Origin of the sequence: Streptomyces harbinensis, from assembly GCF_900116145.1 — a bacterium.
Classification (GTDB): Bacteria; Actinomycetota; Actinomycetes; order Streptomycetales; family Streptomycetaceae; genus Streptomyces; species Streptomyces carpaticus.
Genome location: NZ_FPAB01000004.1, coordinates 180,379 through 193,450, shown reverse-complemented (window position 1 = coordinate 193,450; position 13,072 = coordinate 180,379). Strand labels below are relative to the sequence as shown.

The following is a 13,072-nucleotide window of genomic DNA, read 5'->3' as shown; positions in this document are numbered from 1 at the left end:
CTACCCGACCATGACTGCCGCCGACGAGGAGTTGGTCCCGGCCATGACATCTTGGCAGCGCCATCGCGCCACCCTGGACACGGCACTTGAGACTATCCGCACCCGTTCGTACTGGTCCCCGCACCCCGAACACCCCAAGGCGTACGGCGACGGAAGCACCGGTGCCGCCGCCTTCGCCGCCCTGCGCGAGCGCGGCCGGTTCGAGGCGCCGGGCCAGCCGGGCACCGACGCCTGGGTCGGCGCCGAGGTCTCCCCGTACGGCTTCCCGCTCGGCATCACCTACCCGCACCCCGACCCCGACGTCCTGCTGCCCGCGATGCTCGCCGGGGTCCCGGCCTGGCGCGACGCCGGACCCGAGCGGCGCGCGCTGACCTGCCTGGAGATCCTGGCCCGGATCGCCGACCGCACCCCGGAGTTCGCGCAGGCCGTCATGCACACCACCGGCCAGGCGTACGTCATGGCCCTCCAGGCCGGCGGCCCGCACGCCCAGGACCGCGGTCTTGAGGCGGTCGCGCACGCCTACGCCGAACAGACCCGCCTCCCCGGGCACACCGAATGGGCCAAGGAGCAGGGCCGGCGCGGCACCCTCCGCATGACCAGCGACCACACCCCCGTCCCGGTGGGCGTCTCGCTGCTCATCGGCTGCAACACCTTCCCCACCTGGAACGGCTTCCCCGGCTTCTTCGCCTCCCTCGCCACCGGCAACCCGGTACTGGTCAAACCGCACCCGCGCGCCGTCCTGCCGCTGGCGCTCACGGTGCGGATCGCCCGCGAGACGCTCGCCGAGGCCGGCTTCGACCCCAATCTGGTGGCGCTCGCCGCCGAGGCGGAGGGCGAGGGCAGTGCCAGGACGCTCGCGCTGCGCCCGGAGGTGGCGCTGATCGACTACACCGGCTCCACCGAGTTCGGCGACTGGCTGGAACAGCACGCCGTCCAGGCCCGGGTGTTCACCGAGAAGGCCGGAGTGAACACCGTCGTCATCGACTCCACCGACGACTACCGCGGCATGCTCGGCAACCTCGCCTTCTCGCTCTCCCTCTACAGCGGCCAGATGTGCACCACCCCGCAGAACCTGCTCATCCCGGCCGGCGGCATCACCACCGAGAACGACGGGCACCGCACCTTCGACGAGGTCGTCGCCGACCTCGCGGGCGCGGTGAACCGGCTGCTCGGCGACGACACCCGCGCGGCCGGACTGCTCGGCGCCATCGTCAACCCGGCGGTCACCGAGCGGCTGGAACGGGCCACCGGGCTGGGCGAGGTCGCCCTCGCCTCGCGCACCGTCGACCACCCCGAATACCCCGACGCAACGATCCGCACCCCACTGATCGTCAAGCGAAAAGAACCGGTCGAGAACGAACACTTCGGCCCGATCGCCTTCGCCATCGCCACCGCCTCCACCCGCGACGCGCTGGACGTGCTGCGCCGCACCCTGCGTACCCGCGGTGCCATGACCGTCTCCGGCTACACCACCGCACCCGAGGTCGAACGCGCCCTCGTCGGGGTCTGCCTCGACGAACGCGCCCAGCTCTCGCTCAACCTCACCGGCGGCGTCTTCGTCAACCAGACCGCCGCGTTCGCCGACCTGCACGGCTCCGGCGGCAACCCGGCCGCCAACGCCGCGCTGGTGGACGCCGCGTTCGTCACCCCCAGGTTCCGCACGGTGCAGGTGCGCCGGCCTGGATAATCCGGGGTATGACCGAACCCCGCACGGTGGCGGTGGTCGCCCTCGACGGGGTCGTGCCGTCCGACCTGTCGAACCCGGTGGACACCTTCGGCTGGGCCAGGCTCCCGGACGGCCGCCCCGCGTACCGGGTGCGGGTGTGCGGAACGGAGCCGGGCGCGGAGGTCACCGCCGGGCCGTTCACCGTACGGGTCGGGTACGGTCTCGACGCCCTCGCGGAGGCGGACACGGTGGTGCTCTGCGGCGTGGACGAACCGCCCGACCCGCTGCCGCCCGGGGTCCGGGAGGCGGTGCGCGGCGCGTACGACCGGGGCGCGCGCGTCGCCTCCATCTGCACCGGCGCCTTCCTGCTGGCGGCCACCGGACTGCTCGACGGGCAGCGCGCCACCACGCACTGGCTGGGCGCCGCCGAACTCGCCCGCCGCTACCCGGCGATCACCGTCGACCCCGAGGTGCTGTACGTCGACAACGGCCGCACCCTCACCTCGGCCGGTGTCTCCGCCGGGCTCGACCTGTGCCTGCACATGATCCGCGCCGACTTCGGCGCGGCGGTCGCCGCCGATGTGGCCCGGATGGTGGTCAGCCCCCTGGAACGCGACGGCGGCCAGGCCCAGTTCATCAACCACGAGCCCCCGGTCCCCGGCGGCGCCTCGCTGGAGCCGCTGCTGGCCTGGCTGCGGGAGAACGCCCACCGCGAACTGACCCTGGCCGACATGGCCGACCGGGCCGCCCTGTCGGTGCGCACCCTCAACCGGCGGTTCCGCGAACAGACCGGCACCACCCCGCTGCGCTGGCTCCAGCGCACCCGCGTCCGGCGGGCCCAGTACCTGCTGGAGAGCACCGACCGGCCGGTGGAACGGATCGCGGCCGACGTCGGCTGCGGCTCGCCCGCAGCTTTCCGGGACAGCTTCAAACGCGTCGTCGGAGTCAGCCCACGGGCGTACCGGGGTGCCTTCCGTTCCCCGGACCGAGGCCGGTACGACGCGTGATCGGCTGCGCGGCCGGCAGCCGGCAGCCGGCCGCCGGACACGCGCCGTGACGCGCGGGCACCGCGTACCCGCCGACCGGCGGTGACGGTCCCTGCCCCGAGCGGCTGCGGGGGCGCACGCGTCGTGTGACGCACGGCAAGGCGTACCGGCCGATCGGCAGCTGCCGTCCACGCCCCGAGCGGCACGCCGCCACCTCCTACGCCTGTTCCCCCTCCCCCTCCGGCAGAGCCAGCCGGGCCGTCACGTCGTCGGCGAAGCGGGCGAGGAGGCGGAGGAGGTCGTCGCGGTCCTGCTGGGGCCAGTCGGCGAGAACCTCGGCGAACCAGCCGAGCAGTGAGGCGACATAGCGGTGGGCGACCTCGTTGCCCGTCTCCGTGGGCTCGATGAGGCTCGCGCGGCGGTCGAGGGGGTCGGCGATGCGCCGCACCAGGCGGCGCTTCTCCAGGGCCTGGACCTGGCGGGTGATGTGCGGCCCGACGACCTGCATGCGGTCGGCGATCTCCCCGATGCGCAGGGGCTCTCCGGCGGCGAGCAGGGTCACCAGCACCCCCACGGCGGGGCGGTCCAGGGACGGACTGGCCGCCTGCGCGGCACGTTCGACGAGCCGGCCCTTGCTGAGCGCGGAGCGGAGCCGGGTGAGCCGGGGCAGCACGGCGAGCAGGTCGTCGGGCGAGAGAGCGGGCGCGGGCTCCCCGGGGGACTCGGGCGCCATGACACCTCCATTTGCATACCTAAGTTAGGTATCTATATCGTGGGGACGGAGCCGCGGCACCGAAAGGTGCTCTATGGCCTCATAAAGGATACCTAAGGTACGTATTTTTTTGCCCGGGTCCGCCCGGCGGAAAGGTGCCCTTCCCATGACGCATCCGACGTCCACGTCCCCGTCCGCCCCCCGCCGCGTACTGATCTCCGGGGCCAGCATCGCCGGCCCCACCCTCGCCTACTGGCTCGACCGGTACGGCTTCGAGGTGACCGTCCTGGAGAAGGCCGCCGCCGTCCGCGGCGGCGGCTACGCGATCGACATCCGCGGCACGGCCCGGGAGGTCGTGGACCGTATGGGCCTGCTGCCGCGACTGCGCGAGGCCCACATCGACACCCACCGGATCTCCTTCCTCGACGCCGCCGGGGACACGGTCGGCGCGGTGCGGCCCGAGCAGGTGACCGGCGGCGAGAGCGGCCAGGACCTGGAGGTCCGGCGCGGCGACCTGGCCGACGCCCTCTACGCGCCGCTGCGGGACCGCGTCGAGTTCCTCTTCGGCGACTCGATCGCCACGCTGGACGACGACGGGGACGCCGTGCATGTCGTCCTGGACAGCGGCACGCACCGCACGTTCGACCTCGTGATCGGCGCGGACGGACTGCACTCGAACACCCGCCGGCTGGTCTTCGGACCCGAGGAGCCCTTCCACCAGTATCTCGGGCATGTCTTCGCGGGGTTCACCCTGCCCAACGAACTCGGCCTCTCCCACGAGGCGTTCATCTGGAGCGAGCCGGGACGCAGCGCGGTCGTGTACGCCTACGAGCGCTCCGAGCCCGTGCACGGCTTCCTCACCTTCGTGCGCGACACCCCGCCCTTCGAGGCGTTCCGCGACCCGCGCGCCCAACGCGACCTGGTCGCCGCGCGGTTCCCCGAGCAGGTGTGGCAGGTGCCGCGGCTGGTGGCGGCGATGCGGGCATCCGAGGACCTCTTCTTCGACATCGTGAGCCAGATCCACCTGCCCACCTGGTCCCGCGGGCGGGTCGCGCTGGCGGGCGACGCGGCGCACGCGACGTCCTTCCTCTCCGGGCAGGGGTCGAGCGTCGCGCTCGTCGGCGCCTACGTCCTGGCCGGCGAACTCGCCTCGCACACGGACCACACCGCGGCCTTCGCGGCGTACGAGCGCCGGATGCGCCCCTTCGCGGAGCGCAACCAGGCACTGGCCACCGGCGGCGGCACGATCGTCGTACCGACGACGCGGGCCCAGGTGGACGCCCGCAACGCGCTGCTCCGCGATCCGGAGGCGATGGCGAGGGAACTGGCGACGGCGGACGCCGAAGCGCGACGGGCGACGCACTCGTCCCTGACGTTGCCGGAGTACCCGACGGCGCTCTGAGCTGCGCCTTCCCTCCGCTCCGCGCCACCGGCCCGGGCCTGGCGGAGGTCCCGGGCGCTGCGTAGGGTGGGCCGGGTGGGGAACATCGGGGGACGTTATCACCTGGACGAACAGCTGGGCTCCGGCGGATTCGGGCGCGTGTGGCGCGCCCGGGACCGCAGACTCGGGGTGCCCGTCGCGCTGAAGGAACTGCGGCTGCCCGCCACGCTGCCCGAGGAAGACCGGGCCGAACGCCTCACCCGCGCCGCCCGCGAGGCGCGCAACGCCGCCCGGCTGCGGGACCATCCGGACATCGCCACCGTCTACGACGTCGTCGTCGAGGACGAGGTGCCGTGGATCGTCATGCAGTTGGCGGACGGCGGTTCGCTGGCCGGCCGGATCGCGGCCGGCGGCCCGCTGCCGGTGGACGAGGTGGCCGGTATCGCCCGGTCGCTGCTGCGGGCCCTCGGCGCGGCGCACAAGGCGGGCGTCGTCCACCGCGACGTGAAACCGGCCAATGTACTGCTGACGGACGAAGGCCGCGCGCTGCTCACCGACTTCGGGATCGCGGTGCACCGGGAGGACACCACGCTGACCGTCACCGGGGCGCTGCTGGGGTCGGTGGAGTACGTGGCCCCGGAGCGGGCCCGGGGCCGCTCGGCGCCGCCCGGTGATCTGTTCTCGCTGGGCGTGACGCTGTACGAGGCGGTGGAGGGCGTCTCGCCGTTCCGGCGGGAGAGCGCGACGGAGACGCTGACCGCCGTCCTGTTCGACCCGGTGCCACCGCCGCGCCGGGCGGGGCGGCTGGCGCCGCTGCTCACCGGGCTGCTGGCGAAGGACCCGGCAGACCGGCCGACCGTCGAGGACGCGCTGGCGGCGCTGGACGCCCTGGACGCGGCGGACGGGCAGACCGGCCCGCAGCCGCAGGGACCGGACCGGTACGAACCCGCCGGTCCGGCCGCGCGCGACCGGGCCGAGAGGAGCCGGAACGGGGGCGACCGGGCCGAGGGGGAGACGGCATCCGGGGACCTGCGGCCCGGGGATGCGGGGCACACCACGCGGACCGTCCCGGAGCCGGGCGCGCCGGGGCGGCGGAAGGGGACGCTCGCCTGGCAGGCATGGGCGTCCCTGCTGACCCTGCTACTGCTCTGCCCGGCGGCCTGGGTCGGTGTCGCCGTGGGCTGGGGCCCGGTCGAGACGGCGCTGCGTCCGCTGGACCTCAACCCCCAGCGGCCCATGATCACTTTGCTGGTCGCGGCCGGGCTGGCGGCCGGTGCCGTCACGGCCACGGTGCTGCTGCGCTTCGTCCGGGCGGGGTTCGCCCGCGTCGTCCGGACCGCCGGCCCCACGGTCACCTGGGCGGTGTACACGGTGACGGCCGCCGTGGGCGTCCTGCTGCCGTGCGCCGCCTATCTGGGAACGGTGCGGATGCTGTGGGAGGTCCTGCCGCTGTGGGGCGCGATCTGGACCGCGCAGGGGCTGATCGCCGCCCTGGTCGCCCTCGCGTTCGGCTGGCAGAACGAGGCGCTGCCCGCCGCTGCCGGGCCGAAGTGATCACACTCCGGTCGTCGATCCCGGCCGGACGATCATCAGCACCACCACCACGGCCCACAGCAAGTTGAAGACACCCACCGTCATGCCGAGGTGCCGGCTCTGCCGGACGGCCGTATCCCCCTCGGGCGCCAGCAGCGCCTCCTGCACCGGCAGGATGCGGCCCAGCAGCACGGCAGCCGCGGCGGCCGTGAGGATCATGGAGGCGATCAGCCAGGCGTCGGTGAGCACCCCGAGCCCGATGGCGGTGGCCACCCCGAACACCGGCACCACGATCCCGACGGCCGCGTACCCCCGGCAGATCCGGTGCAGCAGCGCGAGCGCGGCCGTCACCTTCTGATCCCCCGGCTCCGCCACGGCCTTGCGTACATACGGCGGGAACATGCTGGCCGCGACGGTCACCGGACCGATCGCGATGATGGCGGCCAGCACATGGACACTGAGCAGAAACTTGTTCACGCCAGGACGCTAGACACCCGCCCGCCGCACCGGAACGGGCTGGATTGCCACCCTTCCCCGGATTCCCGCCAGCACGGCACCGACCCCCGGCTACCGGCCACGGCCCTCCGCGAGCGTGTGCGCCACCAGGGCGTTCGCGTGGCCGTGCCCCATACCGTGCTCGCTCTTGAGCCAGGCCACCAGCTCCATGTGCTTCGTCAGCGGCGACTCCCGGACCAGCTGCTGCCAGTCCCCGATCGGCCGCCCGTACTTCTTCTCGATCGCCGGAAAGTAACTCGCGGGACCTTTCACCGTCTCAGCCATACCCGCAGCTTCGCACCCCCCACTGACAACGCCCGCCGCCGGCCGGGCCGTCAGGGGCCGCCGTACTCCCGGAGCGCGGCGGCGAGCGTGCGCCCTTGCCGGGCGCCGAGGCGCAGCAGGGCGGCGGCCGTGGTGTGGAGTTCGTTCCAGGAGTGCGGACGGCCCACCGCGTCCGCGTCCGGCACCGTGGCCAGCGCCAGGTCCAGGGCGGGCACGGCCTCGCCCCGGCGGGCGAGGGAGGTGGCCAGGCAGGAGCGGTACCAGGCCCGGTCCCGGCGGTAGTCCTCGGGAAGGGCGGCGAGACCGGCCGTCAGGCGTTCCGTGGCGCCCGCCCAGTCGCGCAGATGCATGTCGGCCATGCCGCGTTGCAGGGTGAACCAGGTCTCGTCGTAGAAGTACATCCAGGGCGGCTCGTCCGCGGACCGCTGTGCCGCGCGGCTGATCAGGTCCTCCGCCTCGTCCAGCAGCCGGTGGGCCGCCGACCGTTCACCGCCCAGCGCGTGGCCCCTGGCCGCCATCTGCGCCGCCATGCCCTGCACCCCCAGCGAGGCGCCGGGCGCCGACCAGCGGGCCGCCTCGGCGAGCCGGACGCAGCGCGCCGGCTGCTCCTTCGACCACGCCATGTGGGCCTTCATGCTGAGCGTGGTGGCCGCCATGTCCGCGTCCCCGGCCTCCAGCGCCCATTCGTGCGCGCGGTCGTACCAGGCGAGGGCCGCCGCGCTGTTGCCCTGGTCGTGCGTCATCCACGCCATGAACTGCGCGTGCTCGGCGGCGAGCCGCACCACCCGGCGCGCGAGCTTGCCCCGTGCCCCGGCGTGCAGACCCACCACCGTGGACAATTGCTGGCTCATCACCGCCATCAACGGCCGCGAGCCGATGGTGTCCTCGGCGCGCCGGTGCTCGGCCAGCAGCCGTTCGAGCCACTCCAGGGTCTCGGTGTCGACGCGCTTGCCGTCCCGGACGGTGCCGGTGATGCGCTCCAGCAGGTCGGGATCGGGCGCGGTCCCGGCCAGGTCGAGCGCGGCGACAGGGGACGACCGCGCGGGCGCTGACCTGCCGTCCGGCATGCCGAGGCCGGCCGCGATCCGCTGCTGGACCTCGGCGGAGGTCACCACGCGCCGCCCGCGCTCGATGGCGGACACGTCGGACTGCGCCAGACCGGTACGGGCGCCGATCCGCGTCTGACTCAAGCCGGTGAGCGCACGATAGGTCCGCAGCACGGCCCCCCAGTCGCCCGCCCGCGCCGCAGCCGCAAGCCGGGGGTGGGACCACACATCCGGGGAGTCGCCAGCGCCCATGTAGCGACTATAGGGCGGTCCTATGGGGGTCCAGGGTGGGAGCGCCGCGACGGCGCTTCGCCGTACGGGCGGGCGCCTGCTCAGCCGGTGCTGTCCGGCCCCGACCGGCGTAGCGTGGGGTCATGGCAGGTGAGCACCTGGGTGACCGGCTGGCCAGACTGCGGCGGATCGGGGATCTGACGCAGGAACGGTTGGCGGAACGAGCGGGCGTGTCCGTCGATGTGGTGCGGAAGCTGGAGCAGCGGCGTAAGCATTCCGCGCGGCTGCCCACGCTGCACGCGCTGGCGCGGGGGCTCGGGGTCGAACTGACCGCCCTGTTGGGGGATCCGCCGGCGGTGCCGTCCACCGGCGAGGTCGAGCCACCGCAACTGGTGGCGATCCGCCGGGCGATCCTGCCACCGATGTTCGCCGCGCCGCCGGAGCCGCGCGGGCCCGAACGGCTGTCGCTGCCGCTGGTGTTCGCCGAGATCAGCGAAGCCTGGACGCTGTACCACGCCGCCGCGTTCGGCCGCCTGATGGAATTGCTCCCGGGGCTGATCGCCGACGCGCGCTTCGTCGCAGCGGTCGGGAGCCCGGACGAACGGGCCGCCGGTCAGGCCGCGCTGGCCAAGGCGCTCCAACTGGGCGGGCATCTGGCCATCCGGCTGGGGAAGTCGGATCTCGCCATCTCCAGCCTCGAACGTGCCATGGGCGCAGCCGAGGCGTCGTCCGACCCGTTGCTCCCTCCGATGATCTGCAACTCGGTGGCCTGGGCCTACCAGCGGCAGAACCGGCTCGATGACGCGGGCCACCTCGCGGTCGGCGCCGCCGACAGGGCGGAGCGTGAGGAGGGGAACACGGCGGAGAGCGTCCGGGTGCGGGGCAGCCTGCTGATGTCGGCCGCCACCAGTTCCGCGCGAGCCGGGGACTACGACCGTGCCCGCGACATGATGGGGGTGGCCGAGCAGTTGGCGGGCTCCCTCGGCGCGCTGCCGCCTGCGGCCAACGGCAAGCTCGTCTCGGTCTTCAGCCGGTCGTCGGTGCGCATCGAACGGGTCCGGTTGGCCGTGCAGCACGAGCGCCCGGAGGAAGCGCTCGGTCTGGCCCGCGGGTTGCGGCTGAGCCGGGATGTTCCGGTCTCGTGGCGGACCTGGCTCCTGCTGGACGTGGCGCGCGCGTACACCGACCTCGGGAACCCCGAACGCGCGGTCCGGACGCTGGAGTCGTTGCGCCGAGCGGCCCCTGGCTGGATGCGGCACCACACCCTCGCGGTCGCGGTGGTGAGCGATCTGTGGGCGGGTCCGGCGCGTCCGCCGGGGTTGCGCAAGCTGGCGGCGGAGTTGGGTGTCGCCGGGTGACAGCGCCCGGAAAGTGGGATGTTCCGTCCCTGTAGCGCACGGTGCAGTTGCCGCCACGCTGTGCGTATGGATGAACAGAACGAGCGCCCGGCTGTGGGCGCGCTGGTGCGGGACACGGTCACGCAGCGGACCGGCAGGGTGATGGCTCACCAGTCGGGGCGGGTCTGGTTGCGGCCCGAGGGTGGGGGCCGGGAGTGGGCGGCGCTGCCGGAGGACGTGGAGGCGCTGTGATGCGGCTGGTCGTGGGCGGTGCCGCGTGGGTGCTGGGCGAGCAGACGGGGGAAGGCGTGCCCCGGGGCATCTTCCGCACGGTGTGCCTCACCTGTGGGGCGGATTCGGGGGCGGTGGACGACGAGTCGGTGTGGGTGGAGCGGTGGGCGCTGGCCCACACCGGTGCGCTGCCCGCCCACCGGCAGTACCGGCTGGTCAGCGAGTGGTTCCTGCGGGTGGACCCGGCGCACGGCAATCCGTTGCGGGAGCTGGAGCGGGGGGCCGGGGCGTGAGGCGGCCGGGAGACGGGGGCGTGTGCCGGGCGTGCGGCGGGTCCGCCGACCCGTACCGGGCCGAACCCACCGTGGGCGGCCTGCTGTTCCTGGGCGGGGTCGCCTGCGCCGTGGGGCTGGCCGGGCTCATCGGCCTGCTGCTGGGCCTGCTGGCTCCGCCGGGGAGGTGCTGAGCCAGTGGTAGAGGGTCATGGCGACGCTGGTCGCCAGGTTGTAGCTGGAGACCTCGGGCCGCATGGGCAGGGCGATGAGGTGGGTGGCGCGGGCGCGGGTCGCGGCGGTCAGGCCGTGGCGTTCGGAGCCGAAGGCGAGCAGGGCGTCCGGCGGGATGGGCTCGGCGAGGGTGCGGATGTCCTGGCCCTCCGGGTCGAGCGCGTACAGCGGACCCGGCGGCAGTTCGTCCGGGCTGGTGCGGCGGGTGACGGGGAGCGCGAAATGCAGGCCGGCGGCGGCGCGTACCACGTGCGGGTGCCAGGGGTCGGTGGTGCCGGTGGTGATGACCCCGGTGGCGCCGGTGCCCGCGGCGAGGCGGACGACGGCGCCGATGTTGCCGAGGTGGCGCGGGTTGTCGAGGACGACGGTGGGCGCGGTGCGCCCGGTCGCGGGTACGTCGGTGGCGGGGCGCACCGCGAGGGCGGCGACGCCGGTGGGGTGGAGGCGGGGGGTGAGCGCCGTCAGTTCCTCGGGGGCGGCCGGCTCCAGGAGGGTGGCCAGCCGGTCGGTGAGGTCGGGGGCGAGCTGCCGCGCCAGGTCGAGCGCCGCCGCCTTGTCGGTGGTCAGCGCCCGTTCGATGTGCGCGCCGAAGCGCAGGGCGTGTTTGAGGGCGTGGAAGCCGTCGAGGACGACGGTGGGTTCGGCCGGTTCCGTCATGGCCGGTCCGCCCAGGCGGGGGCGGTCCGTTCGCTCTGCGGCGGGATCGGTACGGCGGCGGGGGCGGGGGCCGGTGGCGCGTCCGCCGGTGCGGGCGGGCGGCGGCGCAGCAGCCGGTCCCGTACCCGTACGGTGCGCGAGCCCAGCCACAGCAGGAACGCGGTCGGCAGGAACACGGCGTCCATCGCGATCATCGCCAGCGAGAAGAACGGCAGCCCCATGAGCACCGCGATGCCGATGTGCTCGCCGATCATCAGCACCAGCAGGACGTTCTTGGCCCGCCGGTTGAGCAGCGCGAACAGGAACGCGACCTGCACGAACACCGTGCCGTACGAGAGCGCCATCACCACCAGGCCGCTGTTGCTGAGCGCGTCGGTGAGCGCGGGCCACGGGGTGAAGTAGTCGAGCTGCATCGGGTAGTAGACGGCGGTGCCGTCCTGCCAGCGCGAGCCCTGGATCTTGTACCAGCCGGCCGTCGCGTAGATCAGGCAGACCTGGAACATGATGACGAGGAGCGTGGCGTTGTGGATGAGGTTGCCGAGGATGTCGGCGACCGTGCGCGGCTCGCCGGCCGGCGCGTACCGCTCCAGCACCCACCAGCCCGCGTACACCAGCCACAGCCCGGCCAGGAACAGCGACCAGACGGGGCTGGTGAGATTGCCGCTGATCAGCGCGGCCAGCAGCGCGGCGCCGGTCAGCGACCAGATGACGATGTCGGCGCGGTCGGTGCGGCCGGGACGGGCGCGGCGGCGGGCGTCCAGCGACCACACCTGGGCGCAGCGGGTGAGCACCAGGTACATCGCCATCAGGTGGATGACGTTGTCGCCGCCGTCGCCCATGAAGATGCTGCGGTTCTGGAGGGAAAGCACCCCGAGCATGAAGAGCACGCTGGTCAACCGGGTGCGCCAGCCCAGCAGCAGGCCGACGCTGGCGAGGATGGCGACGTGGTACACCAGCTCGAACCAGAGCGTGGAGTCGGACCACATGAGGACCGTGAAGGCGCCGTTGTCGGCGAGCAGCCGCTGGGCCATCTCCCAGCTCCACGGGCTGTCCGGCCCGTACAGCTCGGCGCGGTGCGGCCATTCGCGCAGCAGGAAGACCAGCCAGGTGGCGGCGAAGCCGATCCGGACGATGGCGGTCTGGTGCGGGCCGAGCGCGCGGCGGGTGATGTGGCCGATGCCGCGGCCGAGCGCGGCGTCGAACTTCTTGCCGAGGCCGGCGAACGGGGACGGGACGTCGTGCGGTGTCGTCGTGGTCACCGGTTGTTCCTCCCGCCCGGCAGGTCGGCGGCGTCGACGGTGCGCCACTCCAGCTCGTCGTAGCCGGTGGTGGTGTCGATGTTCTCCTCGCTCCAGGAGGGGGCGGGGACGCGGGTGGTGGCGGAGCGGAGCTGGATGCGGTTCACGGTGTCCAGGTCGTAGCCGAGGTCCTCGCCGAGCCGCAGCAGCGCGATGCGGGTGACGTATTGCTCGGAGAGTTCGCCGCGCAGGCCGCGCGGGGCGCCGTCCTCGTCGTGGGAGGAGACGTAGAAGTCCCAGGCGCGGCGCAGTTCGTTCTGGGCCGTGTGGCTGGGGAGGGGGTGGTGCCGGATGTTGGCTATGTCGATGGCGGTGAGATCCAGCCATTCGGTGATCTCGGTGCTGCCGTCCGCCGGGTCGGTGATCTCGGCGCGTACTTCGACGGCGACATTGCGCTGGAGGGGGTTGGGTGCGAACAGCTTCCAGTTCTGTTCGAACTCCGGGTAGATGTAGCCGCGGATGGCCGGGCCGTGATCCTTCATGATCGTGTTGGACGGCGCCACGAAGAGGAACGCCGCCAGGGCGTGCCAGGCGGCGAACACGGCGAGCCCGCCGATGCTGAGCGCGACGACCAGCCGCGCGGGCAGCGAGAGGCTGCTGAGCCTTACGGATTCGGTTGGAACGACGGCATCCGCGCGGTCCGCGGGACCGCTGTGATCGTCGTGATCGGTTGGCACCATGCCTCGCCGGCTTCCCCCAGACTGCACA

Annotated in this window: 14 protein-coding genes; 7 read left to right on the top strand and 7 right to left on the bottom strand. The window is 73.4% G+C overall.

What is annotated here, in order from left to right:
- The first annotated feature begins 43 nt into the window (after positions 1–43).
- Positions 44–1,687: a phenylacetic acid degradation protein PaaN gene (paaN, locus tag BM385_RS12330; RefSeq protein WP_093843075.1), complete on the top strand. Its 1,644-nt coding sequence runs from the start codon at positions 44–46 to the stop codon at positions 1,685–1,687.
- A gap of 8 nt (positions 1,688–1,695) precedes the next feature.
- On the top strand, positions 1,696–2,673 hold the full coding sequence (locus BM385_RS12325; protein ID WP_093843074.1) for a GlxA family transcriptional regulator: 978 nt from the start codon (positions 1,696–1,698) through the stop codon (positions 2,671–2,673).
- 196 nt (positions 2,674–2,869) lie between these two features.
- Here BM385_RS12325 and BM385_RS12320 read toward each other — a convergent pair whose 3' ends face one another.
- On the bottom strand, positions 2,870–3,385 hold the full coding sequence (locus BM385_RS12320; protein WP_093843073.1) for a MarR family winged helix-turn-helix transcriptional regulator: 516 nt from the start codon (positions 3,383–3,385) through the stop codon (positions 2,870–2,872).
- Positions 3,386–3,530: 145 nt separating this feature from the next.
- Here BM385_RS12320 and BM385_RS12315 point away from each other — a divergent pair, with 145 nt between their 5' ends.
- Together BM385_RS12315 and BM385_RS12310 are read left to right on the top strand one after the other, a co-directional pair.
- Positions 3,531–4,766, top strand: a complete 1,236-nt coding sequence (locus BM385_RS12315; protein ID WP_093843072.1) for an FAD-dependent monooxygenase — start codon at positions 3,531–3,533, stop codon at positions 4,764–4,766.
- 75 nt (positions 4,767–4,841) lie between these two features.
- Entirely contained in the window at positions 4,842–6,299 is a 1,458-nt protein-coding gene (locus BM385_RS12310; protein WP_175542969.1) for a serine/threonine-protein kinase, read from the top strand.
- Here BM385_RS12310 and BM385_RS12305 read toward each other — a convergent pair whose 3' ends face one another.
- The 3 genes from BM385_RS12305 to BM385_RS12295 all read right to left on the bottom strand — a co-directional run bounded on the left by BM385_RS12305 (position 6,300) and on the right by BM385_RS12295 (position 8,356).
- On the bottom strand, positions 6,300–6,755 hold the full coding sequence (locus BM385_RS12305; RefSeq protein WP_093843070.1) for a hypothetical protein: 456 nt from the start codon (positions 6,753–6,755) through the stop codon (positions 6,300–6,302).
- A 90-nt stretch (positions 6,756–6,845) separates the two neighbouring features.
- Positions 6,846–7,058, bottom strand: coding sequence for a DUF4287 domain-containing protein (locus BM385_RS12300; RefSeq protein WP_019432065.1), 213 nt, complete (start codon positions 7,056–7,058; stop codon positions 6,846–6,848).
- Between the two features lie 50 nt (positions 7,059–7,108).
- Positions 7,109–8,356 carry an NsdA family TPR-like regulatory protein gene (locus BM385_RS12295; protein WP_093843069.1) on the bottom strand — a complete coding sequence of 416 codons (1,248 nt, stop codon included), beginning with the start codon at positions 8,354–8,356 and terminating at the stop codon, positions 7,109–7,111.
- Between the two features lie 122 nt (positions 8,357–8,478).
- On the opposite strand from BM385_RS12295, the gene BM385_RS12290 reads away from it, so the two are divergent.
- The 3 genes from BM385_RS12290 to BM385_RS12285 all read left to right on the top strand — a co-directional run bounded on the left by BM385_RS12290 (position 8,479) and on the right by BM385_RS12285 (position 10,196).
- Positions 8,479–9,693: a helix-turn-helix domain-containing protein gene (locus BM385_RS12290; RefSeq protein WP_093843068.1), complete on the top strand. Its 1,215-nt coding sequence runs from the start codon at positions 8,479–8,481 to the stop codon at positions 9,691–9,693.
- Positions 9,694–9,759: 66 nt separating this feature from the next.
- Positions 9,760–9,924, top strand: coding sequence for a hypothetical protein (locus BM385_RS27120; protein WP_019432063.1), 165 nt, complete (start codon positions 9,760–9,762; stop codon positions 9,922–9,924).
- Positions 9,924–10,196, top strand: coding sequence for a DUF7848 domain-containing protein (locus BM385_RS12285; protein ID WP_093843067.1), 273 nt, complete (start codon positions 9,924–9,926; stop codon positions 10,194–10,196). Before BM385_RS27120 ends, BM385_RS12285 begins: the two co-directional genes overlap by 1 nt.
- Positions 10,197–10,322: 126 nt before the next feature.
- Here BM385_RS12285 and BM385_RS12280 read toward each other — a convergent pair whose 3' ends face one another.
- The 3 genes from BM385_RS12280 to BM385_RS27765 are packed head-to-tail and all read right to left on the bottom strand — an operon-like array spanning position 10,323 to position 13,044.
- Positions 10,323–11,066, bottom strand: coding sequence for a TrmH family RNA methyltransferase (locus BM385_RS12280; protein WP_093843066.1), 744 nt, complete (start codon positions 11,064–11,066; stop codon positions 10,323–10,325).
- On the bottom strand, positions 11,063–12,325 hold the full coding sequence (locus tag BM385_RS12275; RefSeq protein WP_019432059.1) for an HTTM domain-containing protein: 1,263 nt from the start codon (positions 12,323–12,325) through the stop codon (positions 11,063–11,065). Before BM385_RS12275 ends, BM385_RS12280 begins: the two co-directional genes overlap by 4 nt.
- Entirely contained in the window at positions 12,322–13,044 is a 723-nt protein-coding gene (locus BM385_RS27765; RefSeq protein ID WP_093843065.1) for a DUF5819 family protein, read from the bottom strand. Before BM385_RS27765 ends, BM385_RS12275 begins: the two co-directional genes overlap by 4 nt.
- Positions 13,045–13,072 lie beyond the last annotated feature (28 nt).

What these genes read in the sequence shown, in the direction of transcription:
- paaN (WP_093843075.1), top strand. Translation starts at nt 44, where the DNA reads ATGACATCTTGGCAGCGCCATCGCGCCACCCTGGACACGGCACTTGAG.
- BM385_RS12325 (WP_093843074.1), top strand. Translation starts at nt 1,696, where the DNA reads ATGACCGAACCCCGCACGGTGGCGGTGGTCGCCCTCGACGGGGTCGTG.
- BM385_RS12320 (WP_093843073.1), bottom strand. Translation starts at nt 3,385, where the DNA reads ATGGCGCCCGAGTCCCCCGGGGAGCCCGCGCCCGCTCTCTCGCCCGAC.
- BM385_RS12315 (WP_093843072.1), top strand. Translation starts at nt 3,531, where the DNA reads ATGACGCATCCGACGTCCACGTCCCCGTCCGCCCCCCGCCGCGTACTG.
- BM385_RS12300 (WP_019432065.1), bottom strand. Translation starts at nt 7,058, where the DNA reads ATGGCTGAGACGGTGAAAGGTCCCGCGAGTTACTTTCCGGCGATCGAG.
- BM385_RS12295 (WP_093843069.1), bottom strand. Translation starts at nt 8,356, where the DNA reads ATGGGCGCTGGCGACTCCCCGGATGTGTGGTCCCACCCCCGGCTTGCG.
- BM385_RS12290 (WP_093843068.1), top strand. Translation starts at nt 8,479, where the DNA reads ATGGCAGGTGAGCACCTGGGTGACCGGCTGGCCAGACTGCGGCGGATC.
- BM385_RS27120 (WP_019432063.1), top strand. Translation starts at nt 9,760, where the DNA reads ATGGATGAACAGAACGAGCGCCCGGCTGTGGGCGCGCTGGTGCGGGAC.
- BM385_RS12285 (WP_093843067.1), top strand. Translation starts at nt 9,924, where the DNA reads ATGCGGCTGGTCGTGGGCGGTGCCGCGTGGGTGCTGGGCGAGCAGACG.
- BM385_RS12280 (WP_093843066.1), bottom strand. Translation starts at nt 11,066, where the DNA reads ATGACGGAACCGGCCGAACCCACCGTCGTCCTCGACGGCTTCCACGCC.
- BM385_RS27765 (WP_093843065.1), bottom strand. Translation starts at nt 13,044, where the DNA reads ATGGTGCCAACCGATCACGACGATCACAGCGGTCCCGCGGACCGCGCG.